Here is a 15,388-nt window from a genome sequence, read left to right as displayed (position 1 = left end):
GGTGGAGCTTGGGGAAGCGCGAAGCGGTTCCGCGACCCCAGCGCCGAGGGAGCCTGCGAGCGAGGTAACATCCACCACCCAGGGAGAACCATGGCAGATCTGCGTCTCTTCACGTCCGAGTCCGTCACCGAAGGGCACCCGGACAAGATCTGCGACCAGATCTCCGACAGCATCCTCGATGCGCTCCTCACCGTCGACCCGCACAGCCGCGCCGCGGTGGAGACGCTCGTCACGACGGGCCTGGTGCACGTCGCAGGCGAGGTCACCTCGAAGGGTTACGTGGAGATCCCGGCGCTCGTCCGCAACAAGCTCGTCGAGATCGGCTACGACTCGTCCGACGTGAGCTTCGACGGCACCCAGTGCGGCGTCTCCGTGTCGATCGGCGCCCAGTCGCCCGACATCGCGCAGGGCGTCGACAACGCTCTCGAAACGCGCGCGGAGCAGAGCATCGACGACCTCGATCGTCAGGGTGCCGGCGACCAGGGCATCATGTTCGGCTACGCGACCACCGAGACCCCGCAGTACATGCCGCTGCCGATCTGGCTCGCGCACCGGCTGGCCGAGCGTCTCGCCGAGGTCCGCAAGGACGACACGCTCGACTATCTGCGACCGGACGGCAAGACGCAGGTCACCATCGGCTATGAGGGCGCCGTTCCCAAGTCGGTGCAGACGGTGGTGCTCTCGACGCAGCACGCGCCGGAGGTCTCCAACGAGCAGCTGCAGGCGGAGATCGTGGAGGAGGTCATCAATCCCGTCCTCCACGGCGCGGGGCTCGAGACTTCGCACGTGCGCACGCTCATCAACCCGACCGGACGGTTCGAGATCGGCGGGCCGAAGGGTGACGCCGGTCTGACCGGCCGCAAGATCATCGTCGACACCTACGGCGGCGCGTCCCGTCACGGCGGCGGCGCCTTCTCGGGCAAGGACCCGTCGAAGGTCGACCGTTCGGCCGCGTACGCCATGCGCTGGGTCGCCAAGAACGCCGTCGCGGCGGGGCTCGCAGACCGGCTCGAAGTCCAGATCGCCTACGCGATCGGCAAAGCCGCGCCGGTCGGGCTCTACGTGGAGACGTTCGGCACGGCGAAGGTGCCGGAGGAGCGCATCATCGGCGCGATCCGCGATGTGTTCGACCTGCGTCCAGCGGCGATCATCCGCGACCTCGACCTGCTGCGCCCGATCTACGCGCGGACCGCGACCTACGGCCACTTCGGACGTGAGCTGCCGGAGTTCACCTGGGAGCGGCTCGACCGCGTCGACGACTTGCGCTCGGCCGCGGGGATCTAGCGGTGGCGGCGGCCGCACGGGTCGCCCGGGTGGTCATCGACTCGCCGCTTCCGCAGCTCGACCACCTCTTCGACTACGCGATTCCCGAGGAGCTCTCCGCTGACGCCCTGCCCGGTGTGCGCGTACGCGTGCCGCTGCGCTCCGCCGGCCGCGTCGCCGACGGGTACATCGTCGAAGTCGGAGAGCCCGACGGCGGTTTCGAGGGCACGCTGAGTCCACTGGAGACGGTGGTGTCGCCCGCGCGGGTCCTGACCCCCGGGGTCTGGCGCCTGGCTCGGCGTCTGGCCGACCGGAGCGCGGGGACGGCGAGCGACATCCTGCGCCTCGCGGTGCCCGGCCGTATGGTCCGCGTCGAGAAGGCCTGGCTTGCGGCGCGCGCCGACGCTTCCGCAGCTGCACCGAGCGGTGAGTCGTCGTCGGAATCGGCGCCGAGTGGCGAGCAGAAGTCGCACGTCGGGGTGGGTGTGGTGCGCGGGTACGAGGGCCGGGTGCTGCAGGATGCGGTGGCCGCGAACGAGCGGATCGCCCTGCGCGCGATCCCGCGGCTCGTTCCGCTGCCCGACGGAACCTGGGTCGGGGAGTGGGCGGTGACCGTGGCGGCGCTGGCCGCAGACTGCTGGCGGGGCGGGCGAACGGCCATCGTCGCGGTTCCGGACCACCGCGATTTGGAGCAGCTCGCGGCGGCCCTCGCGGCATTCGCGCCGCCCGAGGCCGTGGTTCGCGCCGACGCCGGGCAGGCCAATACCGACCGCTACCGCGGCTTCCTGGAGGCGCTGTCCGGTCCGCGCATCCTGATCGGCAACCGGTCCGTCGTCTACGCGCCGGCCGAGCGGCTGGGCCTGCTCGTCGTCTGGGAGGACAGCGACCCGCTCCATGCCGAGCCGCTCAGCCCGTACGTGCACACCCGCGATGCGGCGCTGGTCCGGCAGGAGCTCGAAGGGTGCGCGCTCGTCCTGAGCGGCAACATCCGGAGCGTGGAGGCGCAACGCCTGGTCGAACTCGGCTGGCTGCGCGACATCGGGCCGGAGCGTGCGCTCACGGCGAAGGTCATCCTGACCGCCAACCAGCAGGCGCAGGAGCCGATGGCCCGCGCCGCGCGCATCCCTTCGACGGCCTGGCGCGCGGCCCGGGAGGCCCTGAACGGCGACAGCGGCCGCCCGCGCGGACCCGTGCTCGTGCAGGTCGCCCGGCCAGGGTACGCACCGGTGATCGCCTGCGCGAAGTGCGGTCAGGCGGCACGCTGCACCCACTGCAAGGGCCCCCTGCACCAGACGCGGGCGGGCGCGCCGCCCTCATGCACCGTCTGCGGGCGTCTCGCCACGGACTGGCAGTGCGAGCACTGCGAGCACCGCACCTTCCGCATGGTGACGGTGGGCTCAGGGAGGACGGCGGAGGAACTGGGGCGCGCGTTCCCCGGAACCCGGGTGATCCTCGCCGACGGCGACCACCCCGTCCAGCGCATCGGCGCCGCTCCGGCCCTGGTCGTCGCGACCCGCGGTGCCGAGCCGATCGCCGAGGGCGGCTACCAGGCGGTCCTGCTCCTCGACGGCGAGCGGATGCTGGCGCGCGAGAGCCTGCACGTGGCCGAGGACTGCCTCCGCTGGTGGCAGAGCGCCGCCGCTCTCGCCGCTCCCGGCGCACCGACCGTGCTGGTCGGCGTGTCCGGACCGCTCGCGCGGGACTTCGCAACCGGGCGGGTGGTCGAGTTCGCGCACGAGGAGCTGGTCGACCGGCGCGAGTTGCGCTTCCCTCCCGCCGTCCGGTTGGCGTCGGTGACCGGCACCGAGGCGACGGTGACGGAGGTGCTGGAGGCGGTGGATCGCTCCCTCCTGATCGATGTACTCGGTCCCGCGCCGGTCGAGAACGATCGTGCGGCCGCTCGCTCCGGACCGGACCTGGTTCGGGCCGTGCTGCGGTTCGAGTACGCGCACGGCACGGAGGTCGCGGCGGACGTCCGCGCCGTCGTCGTCAAGAACGCGACCCGCCGCCGCCGCGCGCCGGCCGGCAAGGCGGGGTACCGGCCGGCGCCGACGCTGCGCGTCCGCTTCGACGACCCCGAGATCCTCTGACGCATCGACTGGTCCCGACACGCCGTTTCGTGCCCGGCATAACGCCAATTCGGGACCAGTCGATGAGCGGGCACGATCGTCAGACCGCGCGGAGTAGGCTGGATGGTCGTCCCAACCGAAAGAACCTTCCCCATGCGCATCGTCTTCGCCGGCACCCCGGCCGTCGCCATCCCGTCGCTGGAGGCCGTCGCGGCCCGTCACGAGGTGGTCGCCGTCGTCACCCGTGAGGATGCGCCGCTCGGCCGGAAGCGCGTCATCACGCCGTCCCCGGTCGCCGAGGCCGCCGACCGTCTCGGTCTTCCGGTCATCAAGGCGAACCGCCTGGGCGACGACGTGACCGAGCGCATCCGGGCACTCGCGCCCGACCTCGGCGTGGTCGTCGCCTACGGCGGTCTGGTGCGCGAGCCGCTGCTGTCGCTGCCGCGCCTGGGATGGGTCAACCTGCACTTCTCGCTCCTTCCGCGCTGGCGGGGGGCCGCACCCGTGCAGCACGCCGTCATCGCGGGCGATACCGAGACGGGCGCCGCCGTGTTCCACCTGGTCCCGGAGCTGGACGCGGGCGCCGTCTATACCGAGCTGCGGCATCCGATCGGCCCCGACGAGACCGCGGGCGAGCTGCTCGCAGCACTTTCGATCGACGGCGCGACCCTGCTCGCCGATACGGCGGATGCGCTGGCTGCGGGCACCGCGGTGGCGAGCCCCCAGCAGGGCGAGGTCACCCTCGCGCCCAAACTGACGATCGACGATGCCCGGCTCGACCTCACTGAGCCCGCCGACCGGGTGTACGCGCGCCTCCGCGGCGTCACCCCGGAGCCCGGGGCCTTCGCCCTGTTCGGCGCCGAGCGGTTCAAGATCCATGCTGCGCGCCGCACCGACGGCGATACCCCACTGGAGCCGGGAGCCGTGGAGGCCCGCAATGGCCGCGTCCTGGTCGGCACCGGCACCGACCCGCTCGAACTCGTGACCGTTCAGCCCGCCGGGAAGCGCGCGATGTCCGCTGCCGACTGGCTACGCGGCGCGGCGCAGGCCGCCGGTGACGCCGGGGTGGTGCTGTCATGAGCTCGCCCCGCCGCGGCCCGTCCGGACACCCGGGCCACCAGAAGCGCTCGAATCAGCCGCCGCAGACCCCGGTCCAGCCCGCGCGGCGGGTCGCGCTCGACGTCCTCCAGGCCGTCAGCGAGTCCGACGCCTATGCGAACCTGCTCCTGCCGACCCGCATCGCCCGTGCGGCGCTGTCGCCGGCCGACGCCGCCCTCGCGACCGAGCTCACCTACGGCACGCTGCGGATGCAAGGCTACTACGACCGTGTCATCGCGATCGCCGCCGGGCGCTCCGTCGACAGGATCGACCCTCCGCTGCTGGACGTGCTCCGTCTGGGGGCCCACCAGCTCCTCGCCACGCGCGTCGCCCCGCACGCGGCGGTGAACGAGTCCGTCGGCCTCGCCCGCACGGTCGGCAGCCGCTCGGGCACCGGTTTCGTCAACGGTGTGCTGAGAGAGATCGGTCGCCACACCCCGGACGAGTGGCGGGAGGAGGTCGCCGCCCGTGCGAAGAATGAGGACGACCGTCTCGCTGCGCTGTACTCGCATCCCGTCTGGGTGATCCGCGCGTTCCGGCGATCGCTGGACGCCGAGGGACGCGTGGACGAGCTCGAGGCACTGCTGGAGGCGGACAACACCGCCCCGCGCGTCAACCTGATCGCATTGCCCGGTCTGGTCGACGCGCCGGAGGACGCGAATCCGGACCGGTTCTCGCCTCCCGGTTTCACCGTCGGCGGGGGAGACCCGCACGGCCTGGTGGAGGAGTCGGGCGGCCGCATCCGGGTGCAGGACGAGGGATCCCAGCTGGCGGCTCTGGCGCTGACGCGTGCCCAGCCGGTCGTGCCAGGGGAGCGCTGGCTCGACCTGTGCGCGGGACCGGGCGGCAAGGCGGCGCTGCTTGCCGCGGAGGCCCTGGCGGGCGGCGCCGCCCTGGTGGCGAACGAACTCATCCCGGCACGTGCCGAACTCGTGCGTCGTGCGCTCGCCCCTGTACCGCTGGACGTGCCCGTCTGGGAGCTGGACGGACTGACGGTCGGCGACGAGCATCCCGAGGCGTTCGACCGCATCCTGCTGGACGCGCCCTGCACCGGTCTCGGTGCGCTGCGTCGCCGGCCAGAGGCCCGCTGGCGCAAGACGCCACGCGACGTCAGCGAGCTCACGACCCTCCAGGCCGGGCTGCTCGACTCGGCCATCCGCGCGCTGAAGCCCGGCGGGCTTCTCGCCTACGTCACCTGCTCGCCGCACGTCGCGGAGACGCGCGGGATCGTGGCGGATGCGCTGGAGCGGCATGCCGACGTGCTGGAGCAGGAGGAGACGGCCACCGTTGTCCAGGGCTTCGTGACCGAGCGCCTCGACCTCGCCGGCGACCCGGCGACCGTCCAGTTGTGGCCGCACCGGCACCTCACCGACGCCATGTTCATCGCGCTGCTCCGCAAGCGGTCCGCCTAGGCTGGGGGCATGGGACACGTGCGCATCAACCCGAGCATCCTGGCGGCCGACTTCGTCAACATGCAGAGCGAGCTGCAGCGGATCGCGACCGCCGACCTGGTGCACGTGGACGTCATGGACAACCACTTCGTCCCCAATCTGACCTTCGGTCCGCAGATGGTGGGGCGGATCCAGGATGTGAGCCCGGTGCCGCTGGACGTGCACCTGATGATCGACGACCCGGACCGCTGGGCCCTGGGTTACGCAGAGCTCGGCGCGTACTCGGTGACCTTCCACGTCGAAGCGGCGCACGACCCGATCTCGCTCGCCCGCCGCCTGCGGGCGATCGGGGCGCGGGCCGGTATCGCCGTGAAGCCGGGAACCTCCGTCGAGCCGTACCTCGCCGTGCTCGAGGAGTTCGACCAGGTGCTCGTGATGACGGTGGAGCCGGGCTTCGGCGGTCAGTCGTTCATGCCCGGGATGATGTCCAAACTGCAGTCGCTGCGGGAGGCGGTGGAGGCCCGCGGGCTCGATGTCTGGCTGCAGGTCGACGGCGGAGTGACCGAGGAGACGATCGTCACGGCGGCCGCCGCCGGCGCGGACACGTTCGTTGCCGGTTCGAGCGTGTTCCGCGGTGAGCCGGCGGAGCGCATCGCGTCCCTCCGCGACGCCGCCTCGGCGCACGTGCACTGAAGTCACCGCTACGCTAGAACGGTGAAAACCTTCGACGACCTCTTCGCCGAACTCGACGAGAAGGCCCGTACCCGACCTGAGGGTTCCGGCACGGTCCGCGAGCTCGACGCGGGCGTGCACGCCATCGGCAAGAAGATCGTCGAAGAGGCCGCCGAGGTCTGGATGGCCGCCGAGTACGAGTCCGACGAGGCGCTGGCCGAGGAGGCCTCCCAGCTGCTCTATCACCTGCAGGTCCTCCTGCTGGCCAAGGGGCTGACGCCGGCCGACGTGTACCGACATCTGTGATGGCCCAGCCTTGTCACGTAACGAGGCCATCCACTCGTCCGATCACACGAAAGACTTCTCGATGCTGAAGATCGCCGTCCCCAACAAAGGTTCCCTCTCCGAGACCGCGGCGCAGATGCTGCACGAGGCCGGGTATTTCGGCCGTCGCGACCCGAAGGAACTGATCGTCACAGACGCCCGCAACGGCGTCGAGTTCTTCTATCTGCGCCCGCGCGACATCGCGACCTACGTCGGTTCCGGCGCGCTCGATGTCGGTATCACCGGCCGTGACCTGCTCCTCGACTCCGGCTCGCCGGCGGCCGAGATCGACGCCCTCGACTTCGCCGCGTCGACGTTCCGGTTCGCGGGCCCGGCCGGTGTGTTCAACGAACTCGCCGACCTCGAGGGCAAGCGGGTCGCCACGAGCTACCCGGGTCTCGTCGGAGCGTTCCTCGGCGAGCACGGCGTGAGCACGTCCCTCATCAAGCTCGACGGCGCGGTGGAGTCGGCCGTCCGGCTGGGCGTGGCCGATGCGGTCGCCGACGTGGTCGAGACCGGGTCGACGCTGCGCAAGCAGGGCTTGGAGATCTTCGGGCCGGTGATCCTCGAGTCGGAGGCCGTGCTCATCTCGTCATCGTCGCCGGCCTCCGGAGTGGACACGCTGGTCCGCCGCCTGCAGGGCGTCATGGTCGCGCGCCAGTACGTACTGATCGACTACAACCTCCCCGTCGCGCTGCTCGAGAAGGCCGTCGCGCTCACGCCCGGTGTCGAGTCGCCGACGGTGTCGCCGCTGGGCGAGCCCGACTGGGTGGCCGTCCGCGTGATGATCAAGCGCGAGCAGACCAACCACATCATGGACGACCTGTACGAGCTGGGCGCCCGTGCCATCCTGGTCACCTCGATCCACGCGGCGCGGATCTGATGAGCGTCTCCGTCCGGGTGATCCCCTGCCTCGATGTGGCCGCCGGCCGGGTCGTGAAGGGCGTCAACTTCCAGAACCTGCGCGATCAGGGCGACCCGGTCGAGCTGGCCGCGCGCTACTTCGAGCAGGGCGCGGACGAGCTGACCTTCCTCGACGTGACCGCCACCGTGGACGACCGGGCGACCACCTACGACGTGGTGCGCGCGACGGCAGAGCAGGTCTTCATCCCGCTTACCGTCGGCGGCGGCGTGCGGAGCCCGGAGGATGTGGCCAAGCTTCTCGGCCACGGAGCCGACAAGGTGGGCGTCAACTCGGCCGCCATCGCACGACCGGAGCTGATCGCCGAGATCGCGGGCCGCTTCGGCGCCCAGGTGCTCGTGCTGTCGCTGGACGTGAAGCGGTCGGCGGCGACGCCGTCCGGGTTCGTCGTCACCACCCACGGCGGTCGCACCGAGACCGACCTGGACGCGCTGGAGTGGGCGACGCGGGCGATCGAGCTGGGTGCCGGTGAACTGCTCGTCAACTCCATCGACGCCGACGGCACCAAGGAGGGCTTCGACCTGGAGCTCATCCGTGCAATGCGCGCGTTGAGCACCGTCCCGGTGATCGCGTCGGGCGGTGCCGGCCGGGTGGAGGACTTCGTGCCCGCGATCCAGGCGGGGGCGGATGCCGTCCTCGCCGCGAGCGTGTTCCACCAGGGGCAGCTCACGATCGATCAGGTGAAGGACGAACTGGCCGCGGCCGGGATGGAGGTCCGCCGATGAGCGCGACGAACACAGGGAACGCGATGAACCCGACGTCGACCGCTGCGGTGCTGGAGCGCATCCGCTTCACCGACGCCGGGCTGGTGCCGGCGATCATCCAGCAGTGGGACACCCGCGAGGTGCTCATGATGGGCTGGATGGACGCGGAGGCCTTCCGTCGCACGATGAGCGAGGGCCGGGTCACCTTCTGGTCCCGCTCGCGCAAGGAGTACTGGCGGAAGGGCGACACGTCCGGCCACGTGCAGTATGTGAAGGGCGCAGCGCTCGACTGCGACGGCGACACCTTGCTGGTGACCGTCGACCAGATCGGCGCGGCGTGCCACACGGGCACCCGCACCTGCTTCGACGCGGATGTGCTGGAGCCGTCCGTCGGCGCGAGTCCTGAGATCGAGGCGGCCGACCTGTGAGCGTGGGCGTTTCGAGGATCGACACGACGGCTGCGACGACGACGCGTGCGAGCTTCGACGCCCTCGTCGCGGATCACCGGGTCGTGCCCGTCGTCCGGGAGCTCTTCGCCGATGGCGAGACCCCGGTCGGCATCTACCGCAAGCTCGCCGCCGGTCGCCCGGGCACCTTCCTGCTGGAGTCGGCGGAGCAGGGCGGCATCTGGTCGCGGTTCTCGTTCGTCGGCGCGGCCTCCTTCGGCGTGCTCACGCAGGCCGGGGAGGAGGTGCGCTGGCTCGACTACGGACTGCCGGCGGAGCGCGCGCTCGGCACCGCCGCATCCCAGCGCCCGCTGGATGCCCTCGCCGCACTGCACGCGCGGTGGCAGACGCCGCGTATCCCGGGCCTCCCCCCACTGACAGGTGGCCTGGTCGGCTTCATCGGCTGGGAGGCGATCCGCCAGATCGAGCGGCTGCCCGATGCGCCGCCGGCCGACTACGACGTGCCCGGGCAGGCGCTCGCGTTCGTCGCCGACCTCGTCGTCGTCGACCACCGCTCCGGCACCGTGAAGCTGGTGGCCAACGCACTGGCCGACGGCACGGATGACGGGGATGCCCTGTGGGCGGATGCCCAGAAGCGCCTCGACCGCATGCAGCGCGAACTCGCGCAGCCCTCGGAGGCCTGGCTGGAGGACGTCGATCTCGGAACGCCCGCCGAGCCGGAGTCGCGGACGCTCCGTGAGGACTTCCTGGCGTCGGTCGTCACCGCCAAGCAGCGGATCGTCGAGGGCGACATCTTCCAGGTGGTCATCTCGCAGCGCTTCGAGCTGGAATGCACCGCGCCCGCCTTGGACGTCTACCGCGTCCTGCGCGCGCTGAATCCGAGCCCGTACATGTACCTCCTGTCGCTGGAGAAGCCCGCCGGCGAGCCGTACCACATCGTGGGCTCCTCGCCCGAGGCGCTGGTGAAGGTGCAGGAGGGACGCGCGTTCACGCATCCCATCGCCGGTTCGCGCCCCCGCGGCGCCACCCCGGAGGAGGACCTCGACCTGGAGGCCTCGCTGCTCGCCGACGACAAGGAGCGCGCCGAGCACCTCATGCTCGTCGACCTGGCCCGGAACGACCTGCTCAAGGTGTGCGAGGCCGGTTCCGTCGAGGTGACGGAGTTCATGCGGATCGAGCGGTTCAGCCACATCATGCACATCGTGTCGTCCGTCGAGGGCGACCTTCAGCCGCAGGCGACGGCGATCGACGTCTTCCGGGCGACCTTCCCGGCCGGCACGCTCTCGGGGGCGCCGAAGCCGATGGCTCTGCGCATCATCGACGAGCTGGAGCCCGCGCAGCGCGGCGTGTACGGCGGCGTGATCGGCTACTTCGACTTCGCCGGGGATGCGGACCTCGCCATCGCTATCCGGACCGCCACGATCATGGACGGGGTCGCTCGCGTGCAGGCGGGCGGGGGACTGGTGGCGGACTCCGTCCCCGAGAGTGAGTTCCAGGAGTCGCAGAACAAGGCGGCCGCCCCGCTGCGGGCGGTGGCCGTCGCGAACGCGATGAGGCGAGTCCATGGCGACTGATCCCGGCGTCGGCCGGCGCGCCAAGTACCTCACCATGCTGCTCCTCGTCGTGGGGAGCGGACTCGTGCTGCTCGCGGCGACGCAGACCTGGTTCACCATCCGTCTGTCCGACACGGCCAACCATTCGAGCACCATCGAGGTCGCGGGCTCCGTGGCGGCGCCCGCGCTGACCGCACTCGCGCTGGCGGGCCTGGCGCTCACGGCGGCCCTGGCGATTGCCGGCCCGGTGTTCCGGATCGTGCTGGCTCTGCTGGGCGTGTTGCTCGGCGTGTCGGTGCTGATCTCGGCCATCACGGCCGTCTCGGACGCGGTGCGGGCATCGGCTTCCGCGATCACGACGGCGACGGGTGTTGCCGGGAACGCGTCCATCCGGCACCTCGTGCACTCGGTGGAAACCCAACTCTGGCCGTGGCTCGCGATGGTCGCCGGTGCACTGATCATCCTCGCCGCCGCGGCCGCCGTGGTGTTCTCCCGGCTGTGGCCGGGGCCCTCGCGCAAGTACCAGACGCGGTTCGCCGGAGAGGATGGACGCCCGGCCGAGGAGGTCGTCGCCGAAGCGTCCGAGGAGGGCGCGGTGCCCGCGGATGCCGCGGCCGACGAGACCGCCGACGACACGCCCGACGGCACTTCAACCCTCGACCGCGACACGGCGATCGACAGCTGGGACGAGCTCACCCGGGGCGACGACCCGACGCGGTGAGCCACTAGACTGGTCCCGTTCCATCCCCCGTGCGCGCCGCCCGGCGCGCACCCGACGTGCAGGAGTCCCATGAGCAGCGAGTCAGTCGAGCACGGTTCGACGGAGCCCGGCCACGGTCACTCGCCGGCGGCCTGGACCGCCGTGATCATCATGCTGGTCGCGTTCACCATCGGCGCGGTCGCGTTCTTCTACGACGCCCCGATCATCGTCTGGGCGGCAGCGGGACTCGCGATCATCGGCCTGATCGTCGGCGGGATCATGAAGCGCATCGGCTACGGAGTGGGCGGCACGAAGTACACCCCGAAGGGCCACTGATCCGTGCTCGCCGACCTCGTCGCCGGCGCGCTCGAAGACGCTGACCGGCGGCGCACCGAGCGTCCGCTCGCCCAGGTGGAGGCGGAGGCTCTCGCCCGTCCTGCCGCGCTCGACGCCCTGGCGGCTCTCGCCCCGGCGGACCGCGTCAAGATCATCGCCGAGGTGAAGCGCGCGAGCCCGTCGCGCGGGTCGCTCGCCGCCATCCCGGATCCGGCCGCACTCGCCGTCTCGTACGAGACCGGCGGGGCCAGCGCGATCAGCGTGCTGACCGAGGAGCGGCGGTTCCACGGTTCGCTCGCCGACCTCGAGGCCGTCCGCGACGCCGTGTCGATCCCGGTCCTGCGCAAAGAGTTCGTCACCGATCCGTACCAGGTGTTCGAGGCCCGCGCCGCGGGCGCCGACCTGGTACTGCTGATCGTCGCGGCGCTCGACCAGCAGCGTCTGGTCGAACTGCACGAGCTGATCACTCAGCTCGGCATGACCTCGCTGGTGGAGGCGCACTCGGCGGACGAGCTGAGCCGCGCGCTCGACACCGGCGCGGGGCTCGTGGGCGTGAACGCCCGCGACCTCACAACGTTCGAGCTGGATCAGGATCTGTTCGGCCGTCTGGCCGTCCGCATCCCGTCCGGCGTCATCCGCGTAGCCGAGTCCGCCGTGAAGACGGCAGACGACGTTGCGCACTACCGGGCGGCGGGCGCCGATGTGGTGCTCGTCGGCGAGGCGCTCGTCACGAGCGACCCCGTCGCGACGCTCGGAGAGTTCCTGGGAGTCTGATGTCCCTCCGCACTGAGCAGGGTCCGTACTTCGGCGACTTCGGCGGGCGCTTCGTCCCCGAGTCGCTGGTCGCAGCGCTCGACGAGCTGTCGGCGGCGTGGGAGGAGGCGAAGGCCGACCCCGCGTTCCATGCCGAGTTGGATGAGCTGCACCGCAGTTACACCGGCCGTCCGTCGATCATCACGGAGGTGCCGCGCTTCGCCGAGCACGCGGGCGGTGCGCGCATCATCCTGAAGCGCGAAGACCTGAACCACACCGGCTCCCACAAGATCAACAACGTGCTCGGCCAGGCCATCCTCACCAAGCGCATCGGCAAGACGCGCGTCATCGCCGAGACCGGAGCGGGCCAGCACGGCGTCGCCACGGCGACCGCCGCCGCGCTCTTCGGCCTTGAGTGCACCATCTACATGGGCGAGGTCGACACCGAGCGCCAGGCGCTGAATGTGGCGCGGATGCGTCTCCTGGGCGCCGAGGTGGTCGCGGTCAAGACCGGCTCGCGCACGCTGAAGGACGCGATCAATGACGCGATGCGCGACTGGGTCACCAACGTCGAGCACACCAACTACATCTTCGGGACCGTCGCCGGGCCGCATCCTTTCCCCGCAATGGTCCGCGACCTGCAGAAGATCATCGGCGAGGAGGCGCGCGAGCAGGTGCTCGCGCTGACCGGTCGCCTCCCGGACGCGGTCGTCGCGTGCGTCGGCGGCGGTTCGAACGCCATGGGCATCTTCCACGCGTTCCTCGACGACGAAGACGTGCGCTTGGTCGGGTACGAGGCCGGCGGCGAAGGCGCGGACACCCCGCGGCACGCGGCAACGATCACGAAGGGCCGCCCCGGCGTGCTGCACGGCGCCCGGTCCATGCTGCTGCAGGATGAGGACGGCCAGACCATCGAGTCGCACTCCATCTCGGCCGGCCTCGACTACCCGGGCGTGGGCCCGGAGCACGCCTGGCTGGCGAAGATCGGCCGCGCCGAGTACCTGCCGGTCTCCGACGCCGATGCCATGGAGGCGCTGCGCCTCCTCAGCCGCACCGAGGGCATCATCCCGGCCATCGAGTCGTCGCACGCCCTGGCCGGCGCCCTGGTGCTCGGCCGGCAGCTCGGGCCTGAGAGCACCATCCTGGTGAATCTCAGCGGTCGTGGCGACAAAGACATGGAGACGGCGGGCCGCTACTTCGAGCTCCTCGACCCGGACGCGGTGCAGTCGTGAGCGCGGTCGTGGAGAGCCGGGTCGCGGACACGATCGCCCGCCGCAACGCGGAGTCCGCGGGCGCACTGATCGGGTACCTGCCCGCCGGTTTCCCCGACCTCCGCACCAGTGTGGACGCAGCGGTCGCGCTGGCCGAGAACGGTGTCGACGTCATCGAGCTCGGCCTCCCGTACTCCGACCCGGTGATGGATGGCACGGTCATCCAGGCGGCGACGCAGCAGGCGCTGAGCGCCGGCTTCCGCCTGCGCGACGGCTTCACGGCGGTCCGCGAGATCACGGCGCGGGTCGACATCCCGGTGCTGGTGATGACGTACTGGAACCCGGTGCTGCAGTACGGGGTCGACCGATTCGCCGACGACCTGGTGGAGGCCGGGGGAGCCGGCCTGATCACGCCCGACCTCATCCCGGACGAGGGCGCCGACTGGCTCGCCGCCTCCGACCGTGCCGGACTTGACCGCGTGTTCCTCGCCGCCCCGAGCTCGACAGACGCACGGCTCAAGCAGGCCGTCGACGCGAGCCGCGGCTTCGTCTACGCGGTGTCGACCATGGGCATCACCGGCGCCCGGACGGATGTGGATGCGGCGGCGCGCACGCTCGTCGGCCGGCTGCGCGAGGCGGGCGCCACGAGCGCCTGCGTCGGGCTCGGAATCTCCTCGGCGGCCCAGGTGGCCGAGGTGCTGGAGTACGCGGACGGCGCCATCGTCGGCTCCGCCCTCGTCAAGGCGCTGGGCGACGGCGGCGTCGCCGAAGCCGGTCGCGTCGCCGCTTCCCTGGCTCGCGGCACGATCCGCCCCTGACGGCGTCCTAAACTGATGTGGCGCGCGACGAGTCGTGTGCATCCCCAACCTGATCGAAAGAGAGTCCTCGGGTGACCCTGACCATGAGCAGCTGGTACGCCAGCATTCCCAGCCCCGGGCCGGAGTGGCAGCAGATCCCGATCGACATCTTCGGGTTGCACTGGCGCATCCAGACGTACGCGATCATGATCCTCATCGGGATCGTCATCGCCGCCATCTGGACGTCGCGGCGCCTGACGAAGCGCGGCGCCGAGCCCGGCGTGGTGCTCGACATCCTGATTCCGGTCGTGGTCCTCGGCATCGTCGGCGCGCGGCTCTACCACGTGTTCACCCACCCGGGGGACTACTTCTACCCGGGCGCCGACCCGTGGAAGGTCTTCGCGATCTGGGAGGGCGGCAACGCGATTTTCGGCTCGCTGCTCGGTGGCGCCGTCGGCGCCTGGATCGGCTGCCGGTGGACCGGGATCCGGTTCTGGACCTTTGCGGACGCCCTCGCACCGGCTCTCCTCTTCGCACAGGCGGTCGGCCGCCTCGGCAACTGGTTCAACCAGGAGCTGTTCGGCCTGCCGACCGACCTCCCGTGGGGGCTTCAGATCGACTCCGGCAACAAGGCCATCCCGGTCGGCCTGCCTGACGGCACGCTGTTCCAGCCGCTGTTCCTGTACGAGATCATCTGGAACGTCATCGGCGTGGTGCTGCTCGTCCTGATCGAACGCAAGTTCCGCCTGCAGTGGGGCAAGCTCTTCGCCCTGTACCTGATCTGGTACGGCATCGGCCGCTCCTACCTGGAGTCGATCCGCATCGACCCGAGCGAGTTCTCCTTCCTGGGCATTCCGACCAACGTCTGGGCGGCCTTCGTCGCCATCGTGCTCGGGCTCGTGATCTTCTTTGTGCAGTCCCGCCGGCACCCCGGCCTCGAGCCCAGCCCGTACCGTCCGGGTCGTGAATGGGTCCGTCCGGATGCTGAGGTAGACTCTGACGACACGGACCTGGAGGATGAGGACACCGCCGACGCAGACGGTGTGCCTGCCGGGTCCGCTTCAGCCAAGGCCACAAGCCCCACGAACGGATGATTCCCGACGGTCTGAAGTAAGAACCGTCGAGGCGATCCCACGCACCTGACCGCACGAAGAGCCTGGCCGCACCCGGACCAGGCGAGCGGCGGAA

General features: G+C 70.9%; 16 protein-coding genes. All 16 read left to right on the top strand.

Annotated elements, in window-relative coordinates:
- Nucleotides 1–90: 90 nt before the first annotated feature.
- The 16 genes from metK (at nucleotide 91) to lgt (ending at nucleotide 15,294) form a co-directional block, all read left to right on the top strand.
- Entirely contained in the window at nucleotides 91–1,284 is a 1,194-nt protein-coding gene (metK, locus tag AB4Y74_RS09205) for a methionine adenosyltransferase (RefSeq protein WP_441798790.1), read from the top strand.
- A 2-nt stretch (nucleotides 1,285–1,286) separates the two neighbouring features.
- A complete protein-coding gene (locus AB4Y74_RS09200) occupies nucleotides 1,287–3,353 on the top strand; it encodes a primosomal protein N' (protein WP_441798789.1) in 2,067 nt (688 codons plus the stop codon).
- Nucleotides 3,354–3,485: 132 nt separating this feature from the next.
- On the top strand, nucleotides 3,486–4,412 hold the full coding sequence (gene fmt, locus AB4Y74_RS09195; protein WP_441798788.1) for a methionyl-tRNA formyltransferase: 927 nt from the start codon (nucleotides 3,486–3,488) through the stop codon (nucleotides 4,410–4,412).
- Nucleotides 4,409–5,842, top strand: a complete 1,434-nt coding sequence (locus AB4Y74_RS09190) for an RsmB/NOP family class I SAM-dependent RNA methyltransferase (protein WP_441798787.1) — start codon at nucleotides 4,409–4,411, stop codon at nucleotides 5,840–5,842. The genes fmt and AB4Y74_RS09190 overlap by 4 nt, the downstream gene beginning before the upstream one ends.
- A gap of 9 nt (nucleotides 5,843–5,851) precedes the next feature.
- Nucleotides 5,852–6,514, top strand: coding sequence for a ribulose-phosphate 3-epimerase (rpe, locus tag AB4Y74_RS09185; protein WP_441798786.1), 663 nt, complete (start codon nucleotides 5,852–5,854; stop codon nucleotides 6,512–6,514).
- Between the two features lie 21 nt (nucleotides 6,515–6,535).
- Nucleotides 6,536–6,799 carry a phosphoribosyl-ATP diphosphatase gene (locus tag AB4Y74_RS09180; protein ID WP_441798785.1) on the top strand — a complete coding sequence of 88 codons (264 nt, stop codon included), beginning with the start codon at nucleotides 6,536–6,538 and terminating at the stop codon, nucleotides 6,797–6,799.
- 61 nt (nucleotides 6,800–6,860) lie between these two features.
- Nucleotides 6,861–7,700 carry an ATP phosphoribosyltransferase gene (gene hisG, locus AB4Y74_RS09175; RefSeq protein ID WP_441800424.1) on the top strand — a complete coding sequence of 280 codons (840 nt, stop codon included), beginning with the start codon at nucleotides 6,861–6,863 and terminating at the stop codon, nucleotides 7,698–7,700.
- Nucleotides 7,700–8,464: an imidazole glycerol phosphate synthase subunit HisF gene (hisF, locus tag AB4Y74_RS09170; RefSeq protein WP_441798784.1), complete on the top strand. Its 765-nt coding sequence runs from the start codon at nucleotides 7,700–7,702 to the stop codon at nucleotides 8,462–8,464. The genes hisG and hisF overlap by 1 nt, the downstream gene beginning before the upstream one ends.
- 23 nt (nucleotides 8,465–8,487) lie before the next feature.
- Nucleotides 8,488–8,871 (top strand): phosphoribosyl-AMP cyclohydrolase, encoded by a 384-nt coding sequence (gene hisI / locus AB4Y74_RS09165; protein WP_441800423.1) that lies wholly within the window; start codon nucleotides 8,488–8,490, stop codon nucleotides 8,869–8,871.
- Nucleotides 8,868–10,424 carry an anthranilate synthase component I gene (locus tag AB4Y74_RS09160; protein ID WP_441798783.1) on the top strand — a complete coding sequence of 519 codons (1,557 nt, stop codon included), beginning with the start codon at nucleotides 8,868–8,870 and terminating at the stop codon, nucleotides 10,422–10,424. The genes hisI and AB4Y74_RS09160 overlap by 4 nt, the downstream gene beginning before the upstream one ends.
- Nucleotides 10,414–11,124 carry a Trp biosynthesis-associated membrane protein gene (locus tag AB4Y74_RS09155; protein WP_441798782.1) on the top strand — a complete coding sequence of 237 codons (711 nt, stop codon included), beginning with the start codon at nucleotides 10,414–10,416 and terminating at the stop codon, nucleotides 11,122–11,124. The genes AB4Y74_RS09160 and AB4Y74_RS09155 overlap by 11 nt, the downstream gene beginning before the upstream one ends.
- A gap of 69 nt (nucleotides 11,125–11,193) precedes the next feature.
- Entirely contained in the window at nucleotides 11,194–11,439 is a 246-nt protein-coding gene (locus tag AB4Y74_RS09150; RefSeq protein ID WP_441798781.1) for a DUF6704 family protein, read from the top strand.
- A gap of 3 nt (nucleotides 11,440–11,442) precedes the next feature.
- On the top strand, nucleotides 11,443–12,213 hold the full coding sequence (trpC, locus tag AB4Y74_RS09145; protein ID WP_441798780.1) for an indole-3-glycerol phosphate synthase TrpC: 771 nt from the start codon (nucleotides 11,443–11,445) through the stop codon (nucleotides 12,211–12,213).
- Nucleotides 12,213–13,424 carry a tryptophan synthase subunit beta gene (gene trpB, locus AB4Y74_RS09140; protein ID WP_441798779.1) on the top strand — a complete coding sequence of 404 codons (1,212 nt, stop codon included), beginning with the start codon at nucleotides 12,213–12,215 and terminating at the stop codon, nucleotides 13,422–13,424. The genes trpC and trpB overlap by 1 nt, the downstream gene beginning before the upstream one ends.
- The gene (gene trpA / locus AB4Y74_RS09135) at nucleotides 13,421–14,221 is read left to right on the top strand and encodes a tryptophan synthase subunit alpha (RefSeq protein WP_441798778.1); all 801 of its coding nucleotides are present in this window, start codon (nucleotides 13,421–13,423) and stop codon (nucleotides 14,219–14,221) included. Before trpB ends, trpA begins: the two co-directional genes overlap by 4 nt.
- 83 nt (nucleotides 14,222–14,304) lie before the next feature.
- Entirely contained in the window at nucleotides 14,305–15,294 is a 990-nt protein-coding gene (lgt, locus tag AB4Y74_RS09130; RefSeq protein WP_441800422.1) for a prolipoprotein diacylglyceryl transferase, read from the top strand.
- Nucleotides 15,295–15,388: the final 94 nt, after the last annotated feature.

The sequence above is a fragment of the Leifsonia sp. RAF41 genome (assembly GCF_052114085.1).
Taxonomy (GTDB): Bacteria; Actinomycetota; Actinomycetes; order Actinomycetales; family Microbacteriaceae; genus Leifsonia.
Note: the sequence above shows the minus strand (reverse complement) of the source record. Positions and strands in the feature narration are given on the sequence as shown.

Coding starts and splice junctions, on each gene's coding strand:
- metK (WP_441798790.1), top strand. CDS start 91: ATGGCAGATCTGCGTCTCTTCACGTCCGAGTCCGTCACCGAAGGGCAC.
- fmt (WP_441798788.1), top strand. CDS start 3,486: ATGCGCATCGTCTTCGCCGGCACCCCGGCCGTCGCCATCCCGTCGCTG.
- AB4Y74_RS09190 (WP_441798787.1), top strand. CDS start 4,409: ATGAGCTCGCCCCGCCGCGGCCCGTCCGGACACCCGGGCCACCAGAAG.
- rpe (WP_441798786.1), top strand. CDS start 5,852: ATGGGACACGTGCGCATCAACCCGAGCATCCTGGCGGCCGACTTCGTC.
- hisG (WP_441800424.1), top strand. CDS start 6,861: ATGCTGAAGATCGCCGTCCCCAACAAAGGTTCCCTCTCCGAGACCGCG.
- hisF (WP_441798784.1), top strand. CDS start 7,700: ATGAGCGTCTCCGTCCGGGTGATCCCCTGCCTCGATGTGGCCGCCGGC.
- hisI (WP_441800423.1), top strand. CDS start 8,488: ATGAACCCGACGTCGACCGCTGCGGTGCTGGAGCGCATCCGCTTCACC.
- AB4Y74_RS09155 (WP_441798782.1), top strand. CDS start 10,414: ATGGCGACTGATCCCGGCGTCGGCCGGCGCGCCAAGTACCTCACCATG.
- AB4Y74_RS09150 (WP_441798781.1), top strand. CDS start 11,194: ATGAGCAGCGAGTCAGTCGAGCACGGTTCGACGGAGCCCGGCCACGGT.
- trpB (WP_441798779.1), top strand. CDS start 12,213: ATGTCCCTCCGCACTGAGCAGGGTCCGTACTTCGGCGACTTCGGCGGG.
- lgt (WP_441800422.1), top strand. CDS start 14,305: ATGAGCAGCTGGTACGCCAGCATTCCCAGCCCCGGGCCGGAGTGGCAG.